The organism is Dankookia sp. P2 (assembly GCF_050632255.1).
Taxonomy (GTDB): Bacteria; Pseudomonadota; Alphaproteobacteria; order Acetobacterales; family Acetobacteraceae; genus Paracraurococcus.
This window is the reverse complement of record NZ_CP192581.1, coordinates 3,366,173-3,381,721: the sequence shown is the minus strand read 5'-3', so window position 1 is coordinate 3,381,721 and position 15,549 is coordinate 3,366,173. Positions and strand designations below refer to the sequence as shown.

Below are 15,549 nucleotides of genomic sequence, written 5' to 3'. Positions count from 1 at the left end.
CGATCAGACGAGCACGCGCGTCCTGGCAGGCAACGCCGTCGCGTGCCCAGCGCCCGATCAGGCGTACCGAGCTGGTGTGGTAGGCCTCGCCGGAGACGATGTCGCGCCGCAGCTGCGCTTCGTCGACGCGCCCGCCCTTAGGTACCGGTGCGCCGGTGGCCTGCGCCGGGCGGCCCGACTTGCCGCGCCAGATCTCGTCGAGGTCGTCGTGCAGGTCGATAGGGGTGCCGTCTACCAGCTCAACCCGGTGCGACGGGTTCGAGGCCACCGAGCCGAAGTAGTAGCCCTGCGACAGCGTCCAACTCTCCGCGCTGAAGATGCCACCGAACAGCCCGTTCAGGCGGCCCATCAGCCCGGTCGCGCCGGTCCGGCGGCAGCTCCCCCGAGGTGGGGCAGAGGATGCGCCAGCGCGGCGTGTCCTCGGTGTGGCTGGGCGAGGTGTAGACCAGGGCGAGGATGCCGGCCTTGCTCAGGATCTCCACGGCGTGGTCGAACGAAACCTTCTCGCCGTCGTAGTCTCCCTCGACGCCGCTGATGGCCAGGACGTTCGCATCATGCCGGAGGCTCGACTTCTCAGTCAGCCCGGTGCCGAAGCTGGCCAGCTTGAGCCAGAGGAGCTGGCCTTTGCTCGCCCGGGAGGATTGCCCGATCCGCTGGGCCAGGGCCGGCAGGGTCGTGCTGCCCGCCTGCTTCGTCCTAGCGGCGAAATCCTTGAAGTAGGTGATCGCAAAGGGGCGGCTAAGGATGTCGCCGACGGACTGCTCGATCCCGACCGCCGCGGCAGCAGTCTGCGCGGTCATGGCGAGCTCCTCCTTGTCGGTCTGCAGCTTGCGCTTCCACGCGTTCTGCAGCGCCTGCCCCATGGCGGTCAGGCGGTCCGGTGCCTTGGACACCGTCGGCCCCCTCGGCACGTCCCGTGGCTCCTCGCCAGCGGCGGCGGAAGTGCGGGTTCAGCGCCGGGTCGGACATCCGGGCAGCAGCGGCGGCGTCCATCAGCGGACGCCTTTGATATTCTCGGCCTCGAAGGCGAGAACGTCTTCCAGACGGTACACCACCCTGCCATTCAGCTTCAGGTACTGCACGCCAGTTCCAAGCCAACGATGGCGCTCAAGCGTTCGCGGACTGATCTGCCAACGCCGCGCTAACTGCTCTTGGTTCAGGTGGCGGATGCACTCATGCCGAACATCCGCTGGCTGGCTTGGCCGGGTTATGACAGCCGCCGTGCTGATCAGAAGTGCTCTCTCGGGTGCCCATCACGCTTGACCTCGCAGGATGTCGAATGCCTGCGAGGAAGGTCCTGGCTGGCGGGAGGGAGAGGATCGAGGCGCTGAAGGGAGACGAACAGGGAGACGAATGACTACCGCGGCGAAGCCCCACAATCTGTCTATAACGGTTATGTAAGGTTTGGAGCCGTGGCCACTGCGCGCCGAACAGCCGACGCATTGAGCCTAGGTCGGTAAGTTCGCCAATCGGCAAGCGCTCGCCTCTCACATGGGCCGCGTGGAGGGTGACAATCGCGTCCTGCGCCGCACCAGGTCGAAACGAGATCTTGGCCGACCCGTCGATGATCAGCTGGCGACGGTCGGCTGTAAGGACGTATCGTCCGGGGATAATCCGTGCCGCTGCGGCTAGTCCTGCCGGCGCGCCGAGGCGGGCAGCAAGCATCTCCGGGCTGATTGCCAGTTGATCCCTGGCGACCAGCGCATCGAGGATCGGCACGACGACTGCACCAGGGAGGTCGAGTCCGCCTATCCGATCCGCGGCTGTGCTGGTCAGGATGACGCGTGTCTCACTAGTCGGCCTACGGCGCATGGCCTCTTCAATGGCCTCACGTCCTCGCCGATCCCACAAGCGACGGGCAAACCAGACCGTGGGGCGCCGGCGCTGTTCTGGGGAGCCTGACCGCACCGATTTCCCAAACAAGTTTATCAATCAGCACTGCTGGTTGCGAAGATCGAGGGCAGGCCCAGGCCGCGGGTCATGCAGCCCAGGACGGCCGGTACATCAGCCCGAAAAATCGCCAAGCGCGCCGGGAGCTACTTGGACAATCCCTGCCGAGGCGCTGAAATAGGCTTGGGACCCCTCCTCTCCGGTCGGGAAAAGGGAGACGAGCGCGTCGGAATGGTCGTCGTCCGCCGCGGTTACGGTCTCCGTCGCCAATCCGAACTCAGGAGGCCGCTGGACAGGAGCTGCTCGCCACCGGCTGTCAGCTTGGCGGCTGCGGCAGACAGCTCGGCTCGCGGTCCCTCCAGGACCTCGAACAGAAGCTTCGACGGCATCCGCGCCGAGCATTCGTCCGCGCGGACGCTCAGACACTCCGCAGGAGCCCCCAGCGATTCGAGATACTTCTCACCGATCAGCCGCTCACGGCTGGTCTTGCTCTTCAGGTCACAACCGTGCGGCATAGAGATCACGACCGGCAATGTGCGGCGTCCCCGCCCGCGCGCCTGAGCCTGCAAAGCGAATGCGCAGCCTCACCTGGGTGATCCGGTGCCCACCAAAGAGAGGATTGTTCTCCCCAAACCTTTCATCTGCCATTGCCCAAATCGAGCGCGTCGCGCCACGCATGCATTCCAGAGTAATCCGCTTCGTCTCCTGCATCGATCGGCATCAAGCGCAGCAGTGTAACCGTGACCTCGTCCGATTCCATCGCCGCTGTCCCAGCTGAACTGTGATGAGGTCGACGAAGGTGATCGAGGTAGTACTGCCGGAGTGGTAGCCGTTCACCGTTCACGATCGTGCCCAGCATCGCCGTCGCGAACATCCGCACCAACACCTCGCGGGTCTGCCGCCGTGCTGGCTACGACCTCCAGCTCGCCTGTGTCGGGACAATAGGCGATCGCAGCTCCGGATACGGGCAGATCCGGTACGCGATCGAGACACCCGGCGACGAACGCGCGCCGGTCGCCCCTTCCGCCCTTCGAAAAAGATGGCGGTCTGGACCAGAGGTATAATGCGGCCACGTGCCTGAGTCCGCGACCGGTCACAAACCTCCACCTCTACGTTGGACGATCGGAACTCCGCTGCGATCGCGGCCTCGAAGGTCGCCTTGGATTGAGGTCGCGCGCGACTGCAAGACCTTTCGGCGCGACATATCCGTCCCACCGCCTGCCGAAGCGCTGTTCATCAGCATATCGGGTCTGCTCGGCGTGCTCCCAGCCGCAGGATCGTATAGGAACACCCAGGTCGCGCGGGCATAGCCGTTGTCCAGGCTGTCCACAGGCTGCTGCTTGTGCTGATTGGTATCGTAAAGCGCCGCTTGCCCATCCTCGCGGGCCATGACGCTGATGCGGTCAGCGTCATCGTTGACGCGTTGTCGGTGCCCCACACCCAACTTGTCGACAGCGTGGAGCAAACTGTTGGCGAATCTCTTCCGGGGAGCAGTCCAATCGACATGGGGTAGTTCGATCCCGGCGCGGCCGAAGTATTCACGCACCAGGGGCGCGGGCGTGCCGCGAAGGAAGTCCTAAAGATTCAGCATCGGTCGGCCTCCGCGGACGGGGCGCCACCTCGTTGGCGCCCGATCTCGATGCCCCACAACCTAACATATCCGTGTTCGCACTGTTACGATGATCTTCTAACCACTACCCTAAGTCATTGATTATACTTGCTTATTGATCGGTCGGTGGCAAAACTGCAACTTATAGCCGGCACTCCCAAGCTCCATTCGACCCTCCACCACCTCCCGCCCCACCTCCGCGAGGTCTGCACCATCCTCGCCGCCGGCCTAGTTCGGCTTCGGTGCCGCACCGCCGAGGACTTCGCCCGCGACGCCGCCCAGGCCGCGGGTGACGGAGAGAGTTCGCTACACTTCACCGCCTGCCAGAGCGTGCATGCGGACCCCTTGAGAGGGCCTCCGCATGACCCGACGCCGACCCGTTGACCGAGACTGCACCAGCCACAGCGGTCAGTCCCCGCCATCCCGCCTGCCCAGGTGCTACCGCGCCTGGCCGCACTCCAGACCACCCCGATCGCCGACTTGAAGCAGCAGTGGCGCCAGCTCTTCGGCAAGGAGCCGCCGCCCTTCAACAAAGCCTACATCCAGAGCCGCCCGGCTTACCGCATCCAGGAACTCGCCTACGGCGGGCTGAAGCCCGAGACGCGGGCTAGGCTGGAGGCGCTTGGTGAGCTGCTGGACGGCGGCAACGTGGTCCTGCGGCGCATCCGGGCCGACAGCCGCCCGCTGCCCGGCACGCGCCTGATACGCGAATACGATGGCGCCCAGCATGTCGTCACCGTCCGCGCCGATGATTTCGAGTACGAGGGCCGGCCCTACCGGTCGCTGTCCGCCATCGCCCGGCACATCACCGGCACGCGCTGGAATGGCTGGACCTTCTTCGGTCTGAAGGGGAGGGCCGAGGCATGAGCCGCAGGAAGCTGCCCGACCAGACGAGGCCTGCCACGGTCAAGAAGCTTCCGCTGCGCGGTTTACACGCGCAAGAGCACGGACGAGGGGCTGGATAAGGAGTTCAACACCCTGGACGCCCAGCGCGACGCCTGCGAGGCCTACGTGGCCAGCCAGCGCGCCGAGGGTTGGGTCCTGGTGCGCGACCACTACGACGACGGGGGCTTCTCGGGTGGCACGCTGGAGCGGCCAGCCCTAAAGCGGCTGCTGGCCGACATCGAGCAGGGCCGCATCGACATCATTGTCGTCTATAAGATCGACAGGCTCAGCCGCTCGCTGATGGACTTCGCCAAGCTGGTCGAGACCATGGAGGCGCACGGCGTCACCTTCGTCTCGGTCACCCAGTCTTTCAACACCACGACCAGCATGGGTCGGCTGACGCTGAACATCCTGCTCAGTTTTGCCCAGTTCGAGCGCGAGGGTCATCGGCGAGCGAGATCCGCGACAGATCTGCCGCCTCCCGCGCACGAGGCATGTGGATGGGCGGGAAGGTCCCGCTCGGATACGACATCCGCAATAGGAAGCTGGTGCCGAACCCCGAGGAGGCCGAACGCGTGCGGCGGATGTTCGAGGTGTTCGTCGAGACCGGATCGGGCGCGGAGACAGTGCGCCGGCTACGGGCCGAGGGCGCCACCAGCAAATCGGGCCGGCCGCTGGACAAGGGCGACGTCTACAAGCTGCTGAACAACCGGACCTACATCGGGGCGGCCGCGCATAGGGGGCAGGTTTATCCCGGCGAGCATGAGGCCATCGTGCCGCGGGATCTGTGGGATCGGGCGCACGCCATCCTACAGGTCAGCCCGCGCACTCGGGCCGCGCGAAATCGCCAGCGCGCGCGCGCTGCTGAAGGGGCTGATTTTCGGGGTGGACGGACGAGCATTATCGCCGACGCACTGCGTGAAGAGCGGCCGGCTTTTACCGGTACTACGTGGCCCAGCGGGTCCTGAAGGGCGACGCCTCGGCCGGCGACGACGGCCTAGTGCGGCGCGTCTCTGCGGCCGAGATCGAGGGCGCGGTGGTGGACCAGGTGCGGGCGCTCCTGCGCTAGCCCGAGGTCGTGGTAGGCACCTGGCTCGCGGCGCGGGCGGAGGCACCTGGCATTACCGAGGGCGAGGTCCGCGAGGCGCTGGCACGGCTCGACCCGTTATGGGGCGAACTCTTCCCGGCGGAGCAGGCGCGAATCGTCCGGGCGCTGGTTGAGCGGGTGGTGGTTGGGCCCACGGGAGCTGACATCCGCCTCCGCGTGGAGGGGCTGGCCGGGCTCGTCCGAGACCTCACTGCCATCGCGCCCGAGGCGCTGCAGGCGGCGGCATGACGGTGGCGACCAGCATCACGGTCCGGGTGCCGCTGGCACATCCGGCGGCGGCCGGGGCGGAAGACGGTGGTGACGCCGGCGCGGGACCGCGGCGAGACGGCCCTCCCGACGCGGGCTGAACTCGGCGTTGGTGAAGACGCTGGCCAGGGCGTTCCGGTACCAGCGCCTGTTAGATGAAGGAGCGGTACACCTCGATCAGCGAGATGGCGGCGGCGGAGCGGATCGAGAGGGGTACCTCGGCTTCACCGCTCCGGCTGACGCTGCTGGCTCCGAACCTGATCGAGGCCATCCTGGAAGGCCGGCAATCGGCGGCGGTCGGCCTCGCAGGTCTGATGGACCTCACGTCAGCGCCCTGGTGCGAGCAACTCGGTCGATGCTCGTCGCCGGCGGAGCCGGCGTAAGCCCTCGACGACCAACATCAAGAAATCGTGATGACCGGCGACATCTCCGTCGAGGCTAGATCGGAATGTGCGAAGCTGCTGATCTGACAGCGGTTTAGCGGGAACATCCCGGACAACCCGATGTACATCACGACAAGCTTGCAATCCGGATCGACTGAGGGCATGTTCCCGCTGTCTGCGGATAAGCCTGAAGGAGGCAATGGTGATGGCCTTGTTGGTGTGAGCCCTCGGTGCCCCGCGTCGGGCGTCGTGGGCGAGGAAGTTGATGACGCAACGGAAGCGGCCACCCCAACGGGGGTGGCCGCCTGATCCCCCAATCGGCCCGCGGGCACAGCGAATGCCCGCGGGCTTCCTTTTCGAGGAGGCCTTCAACATGGCCATCGCAGAGAACGTCGTAAAGTCCCGTATGCGCGGGACCATTTTCTTCGCTGGCTCCATGACCTGGGCGGCGGTGAAGAACCACCTTCTGCCGCCCGACCACGAGGAGTGGGACGCAATCTTCGGCAAGAACGATGACGAAGAGCTTCGGAGCGCAGCGGAAACTGAATCGGCGGCGCGCGTCCACGAAGGCATCGTCCCCTACCTGCTGGCTGCGGAGAATCCGTTCTTCTCCTCCGCTCACGCTGGTCATGGTGCCGATGGACGGCAGCCCGCTCGGGAGGGTGAGCACTTCACGTTCGCCCCGTGCAATGAGGGCTCATCACTTGGCGAACTGAAGGTGCAAGATCACGTCCGGTTCTTCACCGCGGACGGGCAGCACCGCGAAGAAGCTATCCGCTACGCGGTCGCGGCCAACCCTGAGTTCGCCATGGAACGCGTGCCGGTGATCTTCCCTGCCGTTCATCTCGGCCGAGCAGGTGCGTCAGTGGTTCTCGGACCTAAACCTTAACGCGAAGCCGGTGAACAAGACCATCGGCCTCTCGTACGAGAGCAGGGACCCGGTGGTGATCGTTGCGAAGCGCGTGGCGCGGGAGGTGCCCCTCTTCAAGGGCCGTGTGAACGAACTGACTAACTCGCTCTCGAGGCGGTCTGCGCACGTCATCACTATGAACACCCTGGTGGCGGCAAACACCGATCTGCTGCTGGCCCGGTACAGAGCCGCCAACGCCGACACACTGCGCAAGCAGCCCGCGATCGCGCAGCTGGCTCGCAAGCCCATTACCAGCCCAGAGGTGGGCATGGAGGCCGAGCCGCTTGTCACGTTCTGGGCCGCAGTCATCGGTAACACGCCAGGGTGGGACCGCGTGATGCTCGACGAGGATCAGGTGGACCGGCTGACCGCAGGCGAGGTCCGCGAGGGCATCTACGCAGATAATGGCCAGACGCTGATGGCGCCGGGGCACGTCTCGGCCTACGGCATCGGATGGCAGGCTATTGCGAAGGCTATGGCCGCGCTGGTGCGCTGGAAAGCAGATCCAACGTCAGCAAAGGTGCCGCTCCTGGCCGACCCGCTCGCGGCGCTGGTGGACTGCATCCAAAAGGTGGATTGGCGCCGGGGCAAGCACTGGAACGGGTCGCGATGGTCGGCACCCGGGTGAACAACACGGGGCCCGGCGTGCGAGCTACCGCCGCCTACATCCTTGAGCAGGGCGGCTACACGGACCAAACGCCGGAGATCGAGGCGCTGAACGAGGGGCTGCGGCGCTCGCGGGAGGCGATCGAGATGGAGCAGTCAAGCTTCGACCAGGATGTTGACGAGAACGAGGAGGAACCGGCGACTGCCTAACCTAGACTTGCTTCGGCAAGGGGCGGCTGGAGCGATCCAGCCGCCCGTCTCCGCTCCAAGTGCAGGTTCAGCCTCGCGCCACTTCGGTCAGGCGATGAACATGCTGAATCCACGCAGCGGGGCGGCGGCGGAAATGGCCTAATAACAGCGCCATAGACCTTGTTGGCGAAATCGGCCAACCCTCAAGGTCTGGAGACTCTCCGGCATTTCGGAGAGAAAACCCGCCCTCGTTCCGCCCTTGCACCATCAAGGTCGCGCGCGGAAAACCGCAGGAAACCTGCGCCTCAGCGCGGTGTCCTGGTCGGGAGAGACAGGTTGTGAGAAGACCGACTGGAGCAGCGATGGGAACCCGGATACAAAATTCTCTGGGATTGGACTACTCCAGAACGACTTCAAGGGCGAAGTTGGTCTACGCGATGGGCCATGGCTGAGGCGAGCGCTTCTGTAAGCGGCTCCCATTGGCTCCGGAGCGAGATGTATGTTTCTGCGCCGGCCTGTTCATCTGCCGTTGTGTTGATACCCGCCCGGCGCAGGCGCTGCACAGCAGCCTGGTAGCGGTAGCACCAACGACTTTGTACTTCGCCGCTGAGCTCGCTAGCCGGCTCGCGCACGCCGCCGCGGAGGTATGTCTCCTCGAGCGTGCGGACTACGATCAGTGAGGCTCGCCAGAGTTGCTCGACCGCTCCCGACTCCTTCAGCCACTCATAACTCTCGTCATCCAACGCGCTCCGGATCAATGCCACAGTGTCAAGCGCGACGCCTGCCGACCAAGTTGCGCAATAGAACGGCTGACGGAAGCGAAAATAGAATAGTACCGGATAGAAATGGTGGGCCTCCTTCACCTGACCTATTCCGAAGCCCAGTTCCGCCAGGTCGGAATAGCCTACACTGGATTGCCCTCGCGCTCCGAGACGGGCCACCAATTCAGCCGCGTCGTCGGTCTCGGCGCTGAGAAGGTGGAACTTCAGGCCGAGGAGGTTCCGCTGCTGCAGCGCGGTGTAGACCTGCATGATGTAGGTGAGTGTCAGCGACACTACGGACATACCAACGAGTGAGTTGAACAAGTAGAGCATCCGGGTCCAGCCGGTCCGGGGAACGAAGTCGCTGGTGCCCACGATGGCCATGCTGTTGCCTCCGGCGTACATCGCCGTCACGAAGTCGGTCGGCGTCCCACCGCTCTGGGCAGTGATCGCGATGCCGAGCAGAGGGTGCATGATGAGCGCCGTGCCAAGCGTCAGGGTCAGTGCCCAGGTACCGACGAGCAGCACCAGGATGACGGGGCCGCAGAATACGAGGATTCCGTCGCCCCGTCGGCCGAGTGTTCTTGCCGTAACGCGGAATACGGCCCAGGTCGAGCGCGCCAAGCGCGTACTGATGAGTCCGGTGCCGGCGCGCGCATAGAGGGACGGTCAGGAACACATCTGCGAGCACGAGCAGGACGAGAAGGACGCCCAATGCCTGCTCGAGCCACCTCGGCATTCAGGCTCTCCCGGTCCCAATCATGCCGAGGCAGTCAGGCGTGGGAGCCACTCTCCTACAGCGCTCGCTGACTGGCCGGACCGGCATGCGCGCGGCCAAATAGGCCGATCATCTCCCTGTTGAAGGCCGGGATGTCATCCGGCTTGCGGCTGGAGACGAGATTGCCGTCCACGACCGCCTCCTCGTCGACCCACTCAGCGCCGGCATTCTCGATGTCGGTCTGCAGCGATGGCCAGGCAGCGAGCCGGCGGCCTTTTACCTTGCCGGTCTCGATCAGGGTCCAGGGACCGTGGCAAATGGTCGCCACGGGCTTGCCACCGTCGAGGAAGGTCTGGGCGAAGAGGACAGCATCCTCGTTCATCCGCAACGTGTCGGGGTTGATGACGCCGCCGGGCAGCAGGATGGCGTCGAAGTCCTCGGGGCGCGCCTGAGTCAACGGCACATCCACCGGGAACTCGTCGCCCCATTCGGTGAAATTCCAGCCGCGGACGCGCCCGTCTTTTGGGGAGACGATACTGGTCGTCGCCCCGGCCGCATCCAGCGCCTTGCGCGGCTCGGTCATCTCGACCTGCTCGAAGCCGTCGGTGACGAGGATCGCGACTTTCAGTCCGTCGAGGTTACCAGAAACCATGGTCGTGTCTCCGTGAGAGATTGAGTTCGATGGGACCGGCTCTCCCGAACGCTTACCGCCCATCCCGCCCTGGCGGCCCGTTCGACGAGAAGATGCGGGCCCCCTTCGACAACGACGCGCTCGGGAGGGGCCAGCGACGCACGCAGCAGCCGCAGCCGGCGGCGTGGGCCGCCGTCGCGTCGCGCTCGCTCGACGCGACAAGACTGCGGCGGGTAAAGCCCGTGCCGGCGAGGCTGGGTGCGCTGAGCGAAGCCCGCGGAGCGCCGCGGCCGCAGGTCGGGCAGTCGCACGGGTCACGGAACTCCGCCATCGGCCGCATCGCTGTGAAGGTTCCGCATTCGTGGCAATCATACTCGTAGACCGGCATGGCGCCCTCGATATGCATGGCTGTGGAGCAGAGCGGGGGCCGAGTGGTGGTGGAGGGGAGGCCACTCCGCCCCAACTTCAGCCGGCTACGCCGCAGGCTTGAGGACCACCTTGGTCCAGCCGTCGTCCCGTGCATCGAAGTGCTTGTAGGCGTTCGCCGCCTTGCCCAGCGGCAGCTTGTGCGAGACGATGAACGAAGGCTTCGCGCGGCCTGACGAGATGAGATCGCGCAGCTGGCGATTATAGGCCTTCACGTTGCACTGGCCGGTGCCCATGCTCTGCCCCTTGAACCAGAAGAGACCGTAGTCGAACACAATCTCGCCTTGCTTGTAGAGCTTGTCCTGGGGTGCCGGATCCTGCGGCACGTAGACGCCGACGACCCCGATGCCTCCGGTGAACTTCACCGATTTCACCAAGTTGTTCATGGTCATATTGGGATGCTCGTGGCCGTCCGGGTCGTGGGCCTGGTAGCCGACGCACTCACAGCCCCGGTCGGCGCCGATGCCGTTCGTCAGTGCCATGACCTGATCGACCGGGGAGCCCTTCGAGTCATCGATGGGCACGGCACCGATCGAGGCCGCCAGCTTCAGCCGGTCGGGATGGCGATCGACGACCATGACCATGCAGGCACCTTTGATCATCGCCGAGTGGGCAGCCATGAGGCCGACCGGCCCGGCCCCGTAGATGACGACCGACTCGCCGGGACGCAGGCCGGCAAGTTCGGTGCAGTGCCATCCGGTCGGGAAGATGTCGGCCAGCATGACGTAATCGGTTTGCCGCTCCTCCGCGTCCGGCGGCAGCTTCAGGCAATTATAGTCGCCGTACGGGACGCGCAGCAGATCTGCCTGTCCGCCCCGGTAGGGTCCCATGTCGGCGAAGCCGTAGGCGGCGCCGGCCATGTTCGGCACGACGCTCCGATCCGCCGTGGTGAGGCAAAAGGCGCTCAAGCCGCGCTCGCAATTCTTGCAGAAGCCGCAGCCGATGTTGAACGGTATGGCGACCCAGTTGCCGACCTTCACTCGATCGACGGCTGTGCCTATCTCGATCACCTGTCCGAGGTTCTCGTGCCCGAATACCCCGCCGCGTGGGAAGTCGGTCCTGCCCTCATACATGTGCAGGTCCGAGCCGCAGATATTGGTGCTCGTGATCCGCACCAGGACATCCGTCGGCTTCTCAATCCTCGCGTCCGGCACCTCCTTCACCGCGACGTCACGAGGCCCGTTATATACGACTGCCTTCATCCGCCTTCTCCTCGGTTTCGGCACTTGGGATCGCTGCCGGTCACGGTCTTACTGGCAGTTACGGCGTGAATGTCTGGCGGTGTGATCGGCGTCAGGGGGTGAAGACGGCGCGGAGGCACCCTTCCTTCTTGTTCTTGAACAAATCGTAGCCGTGCGGCCCCTGTTCGAGCGGCAGCGGATGCGTCAACAGGTGCGAGGGGTCCATCTCGCCACGCGCAATATGTCCGAACAGCCGCTCCACGTAGCGCTGGCCGTGCTGTTGGCCGGAGCGGATGGTGAGCGCCTTGTTGACCACGGCGCCCATCGGGAACTTGTCGACGAAAGCCCCGTAGACCCCCATCACCGATACTGTGCCGCCCTTACGGCAGCAGAGGATCGCCTCGCGCAGCGCGACGATGCGCTCCGTCAGCAGCGCCTGCTGCTTGGCGAGGTCATAGAGGTAGGTGAGGCCGGTGCCGTGGGCCTCCATGCCGACACAATCGATGCAGCGGTCGGGCCCGCGGCCACCGGTCAGTTCGGTGAGCGCTTCCGCGATATCGACTTCCTCATAGTTCAGCGGCTCCGCACCACATCGCTCGGCTGCCATGCGTAACCGCTCGGGCAAGCGATCGATGGCGAACACCCGTTCTGCGCCCAGGATGCGCGCACTCTGCATCGCCATCTGGCCGACGCCGCCGCAGCCCCAGACCGCGACGATGTCGCCGGGTTGGATGCTGGCAAGGTCGGCACCCATGAACCCGGTCGGGCAGGCGTCGGAGACGAATAACGCCTTCTCGTCCGGAATCTCCTCGGGGACCTTGAAGACGTTCACGTCGGCGAAGGGGACCCGGATGAAATTGGCATGGCTGCCGGCCCAGCCGCCGAGCGCATGGCTGTAGCCGATGATGCCAGCCGGGCTATGGCCCCAGATGGCCTCCGCCATCAACGGCTTCAGGTTGGTGTTGTCGCAGCAGGAAAAGTCGGTGCGGCGGCAATGCTCGCATTGCCCGCAGCCGATGATGGAGATGACAATCACACGGTCGCCCCTGCGAACCTTGGTGACTTCGCGGCCCGTGTCGACAACCTCGCCCATGAACTCATGGCCGATGATGTCGCCGGGCTTCATCGCAGGGATGTAGCCTCCCAACAGATGGAGGTCCGAGCCACAGACCGAGGACATGGTCACCCTGACGACCGCGTCGTGCGGCTGGACGATCTCCGGGTCCGGCACCGTCTCGACGCGCAGATTGTTGACGCCGTTCCAAATGAGGGCGCGCATTCTGTCCTCCTCCTCAAGCGGCGGCGGGCGTGGCGGCAGCGGCGTCGGCCCGCCGCATTGCGGGGGTCGGCACCTCACCGGTTTCCAGCACCTGCTTCAGACGGCGCAGGTCGTCATGCGCCTGCCTGCCGGGCTCCTCGCCCCAAAGTTGCGCAACCAGGCGACCGAGCTGGCCGGCCGGCGGTTCATAGGCGATGGAGGCGTGGACCTCCGTCCCGCGATTGCCGGGTGCCGGCCGAAACTCGATCCAGCCGACATTGCGGATGCCGGCTTCCGGGACGGAACGCCAGGCGATGCGCTCGTTCGGTCGATCCTCGGTGATGATCGCGTCCCATTCGACGGTACGGCCGAATGGGGCCCGCACCACCCAGTGCGACCGCGTCTCGTCGATCGTCGTCACCTGCTCCACATGCTGCAGGAACCGTGGCAGGTTCGCGACATCGTGGAAGAACCGGTACACCTCCTCCGGCGAGCGGGCGATGGTGACGCTGCGCGCCACCGCCGCGGCGGAGCGCCAGCCCTGCTTTTGCGCGATGCGGCGCTCCTCCAGTTTGGCGCTGGCCGCTTCCGTCACCGGGCAGTAACCGCTGGCGGCCCGGGCGATAAGCGCGGTGCCGGCGAGCGCCACCAGGCCACCCGGCACGCCACCGCGGCGCATGGCCCAGAGGAGGGTGGCCACGCCGGCCGTACCCGAGGCCATGCGTTCCGCGTCGCCGAGGTTCGGCGCTGGCAGGGCGCCGCGCATGCCATCGCGCGCAGGCTGTCGTTGCATCCTGTCCATGGTGGCCCTCCCCTTCATTGACATGCCGGTCTCGATTTGCGGCTCGGCGCCGCTCGGATGCGGTACCGCGGTCACGCGACCGCGCGCGCGAGGGCCGGCGGCGCCTGCATGTCCGGTGGCGTGCTGAAGTCACGGCGTGCGGCGCCGCGCGCTTCCGGCAGGCCCCGCGGAAAGCCGCTGCGACCCGCATAGCTCCGCGCCGCGCCGCGCGGCCGCGCATGGCGGGCCGAGACACCTTGGGCGCAGGCCAGGTCGAGCGCGGTGATGCCCGCAAGCATGAGAAGGGCGAACTCGACATTCCCGCGCTTTCGGTTGGATGGGCTCAGCCCCGGCAGCACCGCCGCGATGTCGAGAGCATCGCCGGCGATCCTGCTCCAGACGCCAACCTGCTTGTCCACGGATAGCGACATCACGCCGTGACCTAGCTCGCGGATACCGAAGGCGCGGACGAGGCCCTCGCGGCCCCGCAGGCCGAGCGCGCGGGTGATAACGCCAGGCGCGAGCAGTTCCATCGTGCCCAGGCCGATGCTGAACCAGCCGAGACCCCGTGCGAGCCGGTCGGCGGCACCCAGCGAGCTCGGACCCGACTTCAGGATCTTGGGATCGCCTTCGGAGTGCGCGATGTTCGAGAGTTTGGATAGATAGGTCATGGCCAGCTCCCGGCTTCAGGGCTTGAGGACAACCTTGATGCAGCTGTCCTGCTTGTCGCGGAACACCTTGTACATTTCCGGCCCGTCCTCGAGCGCGACGGTGTGGGTGATGACGAAGGACGGGTCGATCTGGCCCTCCTCGATCCGACGCAGCAGGTCCTCGGTCCAGCGGTTGACGTGGGTCTGGCCGGTGCGGATGGTCAGGCCCTTGTTCATCACCATGCCCATCGGCACCTTGTCCGGCGAAGCCGCCGAAGACGCCGGGGATCGAGAGGACGCCCGCCGGCCGGCAGGCATAGATCATCTCCCGCAGCACATGCGGCCGGTCGCTCTCGAGCATCAGCATCTGCTTCGCGCGATCGAGAACCGAGTCAGGTTGAGAGGGTGACGTGGCTCTCCATTCCGATCGCGTCGATGCACTTCTCCGGCCCCTTGCCGCCCGTCAGCTCGTTGAGGCGTTCGATTACGCTGTCATCGTCGAAGTTGATGGTGATGGCGCCACCCGCCTCCGCCATGCTGAGCCGCTCCGGCAGATGGTCGACGGCGACGACCTGCTTCGCACCGAGCAGGACCGCGCTGCGGATCGCCATCTGCCCGACCGGGCCGCAGCCCCAGATGGCAATCGTGTCGGTCGGCTGGATGTCGCACTGCACCGCCGCCTGCCAACCGGTCGGGAAGATGTCGCCGAGGAATAGGACCTGCTCGTCAGAGAGGCTGTCGGGTACCTTAATGTGTGTCGCGTCCGCGAATGGAACCCTGACATATTCGGCTTGGCCGCCGGGATAGCCGCCCGTCAGGTGGGTGTAGCCGAACAGCCCCGCCGTGCTGTGGCCGAACACCTTGTCCGCAAGGTGCTTCTTGCGATTGGTGGTTTCGCAAACCGAGTAATTACCGCGCCGGCATTGGTCGCAGTCGCCGCAGATGATGGTGAAGGGGATGACGATCCGCTCGCCCTTCTTCAGTCGTCCGTCGACGCCGGCGCCGACTTCGACGACCTCGCCCATCATCTCATGCCCCATGATGTCACCGGGCAGCATGGCGGGGATGAAGTTGTGGAAGAGATGCAGGTCGGAGCCGCAGATGGCGCAGCTGGTGACACGGACGATGGCGTCGCGCGGCTGCTCGATCCGTGGATCGCTCACAGAATCGCACCGGATGTCCTCCTTGCCGTGCCATACGAGGGCCTTCATCACATTGCCTCCGCTATCGTGCGGCGCGAGACGTTCGGCAGGGTCCCTCCGTTCCCTAGGTGCAATCCCTAAGCAGTCCTGCAGCGCGATCGCCGACGTGGACGGC

The 15,549-nt window shown here is 65.7% G+C and carries 19 protein-coding genes and 1 pseudogene; 8 read left to right on the top strand and 12 right to left on the bottom strand.

The annotated features are described in order from the left end of the window. Positions 1-239 precede the first annotated feature (239 nt). The 3 genes from ACQ86J_RS19985 to ACQ86J_RS19975 all read right to left on the bottom strand — a co-directional run bounded on the left by ACQ86J_RS19985 (position 240) and on the right by ACQ86J_RS19975 (position 2,749). Positions 240-863 (bottom strand): hypothetical protein, encoded by a 624-nt coding sequence (locus ACQ86J_RS19985; RefSeq protein ID WP_431266888.1) that lies wholly within the window; start codon positions 861-863, stop codon positions 240-242. A gap of 1,278 nt (positions 864-2,141) precedes the next feature. Beyond that, positions 2,142-2,423 carry a hypothetical protein gene (locus tag ACQ86J_RS19980; protein ID WP_431266887.1) on the bottom strand — a complete coding sequence of 94 codons (282 nt, stop codon included), beginning with the start codon at positions 2,421-2,423 and terminating at the stop codon, positions 2,142-2,144. 104 nt (positions 2,424-2,527) lie between these two features. Further along, the gene (locus tag ACQ86J_RS19975; protein ID WP_431266886.1) at positions 2,528-2,749 is read right to left on the bottom strand and encodes a hypothetical protein; all 222 of its coding nucleotides are present in this window, start codon (positions 2,747-2,749) and stop codon (positions 2,528-2,530) included. A gap of 1,185 nt (positions 2,750-3,934) precedes the next feature. Here ACQ86J_RS19975 and ACQ86J_RS19970 point away from each other — a divergent pair. The 8 genes and pseudogenes from ACQ86J_RS19970 to ACQ86J_RS19935 all read left to right on the top strand — a co-directional run bounded on the left by ACQ86J_RS19970 (position 3,935) and on the right by ACQ86J_RS19935 (position 7,847). After that, positions 3,935-4,366, top strand: a complete 432-nt coding sequence (locus tag ACQ86J_RS19970; protein WP_431266885.1) for a DUF2924 domain-containing protein — start codon at positions 3,935-3,937, stop codon at positions 4,364-4,366. Between the two features lie 30 nt (positions 4,367-4,396). Then, positions 4,397-4,777: pseudogene (locus tag ACQ86J_RS19965) on the top strand (recombinase family protein); the annotation flags it as partial. 107 nt (positions 4,778-4,884) lie between these two features. Beyond that, positions 4,885-5,352 carry a recombinase family protein gene (locus tag ACQ86J_RS19960; RefSeq protein ID WP_431266884.1) on the top strand — a complete coding sequence of 156 codons (468 nt, stop codon included), beginning with the start codon at positions 4,885-4,887 and terminating at the stop codon, positions 5,350-5,352. Positions 5,353-5,462: 110 nt separating this feature from the next. After that, on the top strand, positions 5,463-5,720 hold the full coding sequence (locus ACQ86J_RS19955; protein WP_431266883.1) for a hypothetical protein: 258 nt from the start codon (positions 5,463-5,465) through the stop codon (positions 5,718-5,720). Positions 5,721-5,893: 173 nt separating this feature from the next. After that, positions 5,894-6,121, top strand: coding sequence for a hypothetical protein (locus ACQ86J_RS19950; RefSeq protein ID WP_431266882.1), 228 nt, complete (start codon positions 5,894-5,896; stop codon positions 6,119-6,121). 373 nt (positions 6,122-6,494) lie between these two features. Then, positions 6,495-7,010, top strand: coding sequence for a DNA sulfur modification protein DndB (locus ACQ86J_RS19945; protein ID WP_431266881.1), 516 nt, complete (start codon positions 6,495-6,497; stop codon positions 7,008-7,010). A gap of 10 nt (positions 7,011-7,020) precedes the next feature. Beyond that, a complete protein-coding gene (locus tag ACQ86J_RS19940; RefSeq protein WP_431266880.1) occupies positions 7,021-7,659 on the top strand; it encodes a DNA sulfur modification protein DndB in 639 nt (212 codons plus the stop codon). Continuing rightward, entirely contained in the window at positions 7,656-7,847 is a 192-nt protein-coding gene (locus tag ACQ86J_RS19935) for a hypothetical protein (RefSeq protein WP_431266879.1), read from the top strand. The genes ACQ86J_RS19940 and ACQ86J_RS19935 overlap by 4 nt, the downstream gene beginning before the upstream one ends. Before the next feature lie 392 nt (positions 7,848-8,239). Here the strand turns inward: ACQ86J_RS19935 and ACQ86J_RS19930 are convergent, their stop codons facing one another. The 9 genes from ACQ86J_RS19930 to ACQ86J_RS19890 all read right to left on the bottom strand — a co-directional run bounded on the left by ACQ86J_RS19930 (position 8,240) and on the right by ACQ86J_RS19890 (position 15,443). Further along, positions 8,240-9,211: a hypothetical protein gene (locus ACQ86J_RS19930; protein WP_431266878.1), complete on the bottom strand. Its 972-nt coding sequence runs from the start codon at positions 9,209-9,211 to the stop codon at positions 8,240-8,242. A 170-nt stretch (positions 9,212-9,381) separates the two neighbouring features. Further along, a complete protein-coding gene (locus tag ACQ86J_RS19925; protein WP_431266877.1) occupies positions 9,382-10,020 on the bottom strand; it encodes a type 1 glutamine amidotransferase domain-containing protein in 639 nt (212 codons plus the stop codon). After that, positions 10,010-10,276 (bottom strand): hypothetical protein, encoded by a 267-nt coding sequence (locus tag ACQ86J_RS19920; protein WP_431272474.1) that lies wholly within the window; start codon positions 10,274-10,276, stop codon positions 10,010-10,012. Before ACQ86J_RS19920 ends, ACQ86J_RS19925 begins: the two co-directional genes overlap by 11 nt. A gap of 133 nt (positions 10,277-10,409) precedes the next feature. After that, entirely contained in the window at positions 10,410-11,564 is a 1,155-nt protein-coding gene (locus tag ACQ86J_RS19915) for a glutathione-independent formaldehyde dehydrogenase (protein ID WP_431266876.1), read from the bottom strand. A gap of 91 nt (positions 11,565-11,655) precedes the next feature. Then, positions 11,656-12,822, bottom strand: a complete 1,167-nt coding sequence (locus ACQ86J_RS19910; RefSeq protein ID WP_431266875.1) for a zinc-dependent alcohol dehydrogenase — start codon at positions 12,820-12,822, stop codon at positions 11,656-11,658. A 13-nt stretch (positions 12,823-12,835) separates the two neighbouring features. Then, on the bottom strand, positions 12,836-13,567 hold the full coding sequence (locus ACQ86J_RS19905; RefSeq protein WP_431266874.1) for an SRPBCC family protein: 732 nt from the start codon (positions 13,565-13,567) through the stop codon (positions 12,836-12,838). Between the two features lie 107 nt (positions 13,568-13,674). Continuing rightward, positions 13,675-14,253: a hypothetical protein gene (locus ACQ86J_RS19900; RefSeq protein WP_431266873.1), complete on the bottom strand. Its 579-nt coding sequence runs from the start codon at positions 14,251-14,253 to the stop codon at positions 13,675-13,677. A 15-nt stretch (positions 14,254-14,268) separates the two neighbouring features. Continuing rightward, a complete protein-coding gene (locus tag ACQ86J_RS19895; RefSeq protein WP_431266872.1) occupies positions 14,269-14,550 on the bottom strand; it encodes a hypothetical protein in 282 nt (93 codons plus the stop codon). A 74-nt stretch (positions 14,551-14,624) separates the two neighbouring features. After that, positions 14,625-15,443, bottom strand: a complete 819-nt coding sequence (locus tag ACQ86J_RS19890) for an alcohol dehydrogenase catalytic domain-containing protein (RefSeq protein WP_431266871.1) — start codon at positions 15,441-15,443, stop codon at positions 14,625-14,627. Between the last annotated feature and the right edge of the window lie 106 nt (positions 15,444-15,549).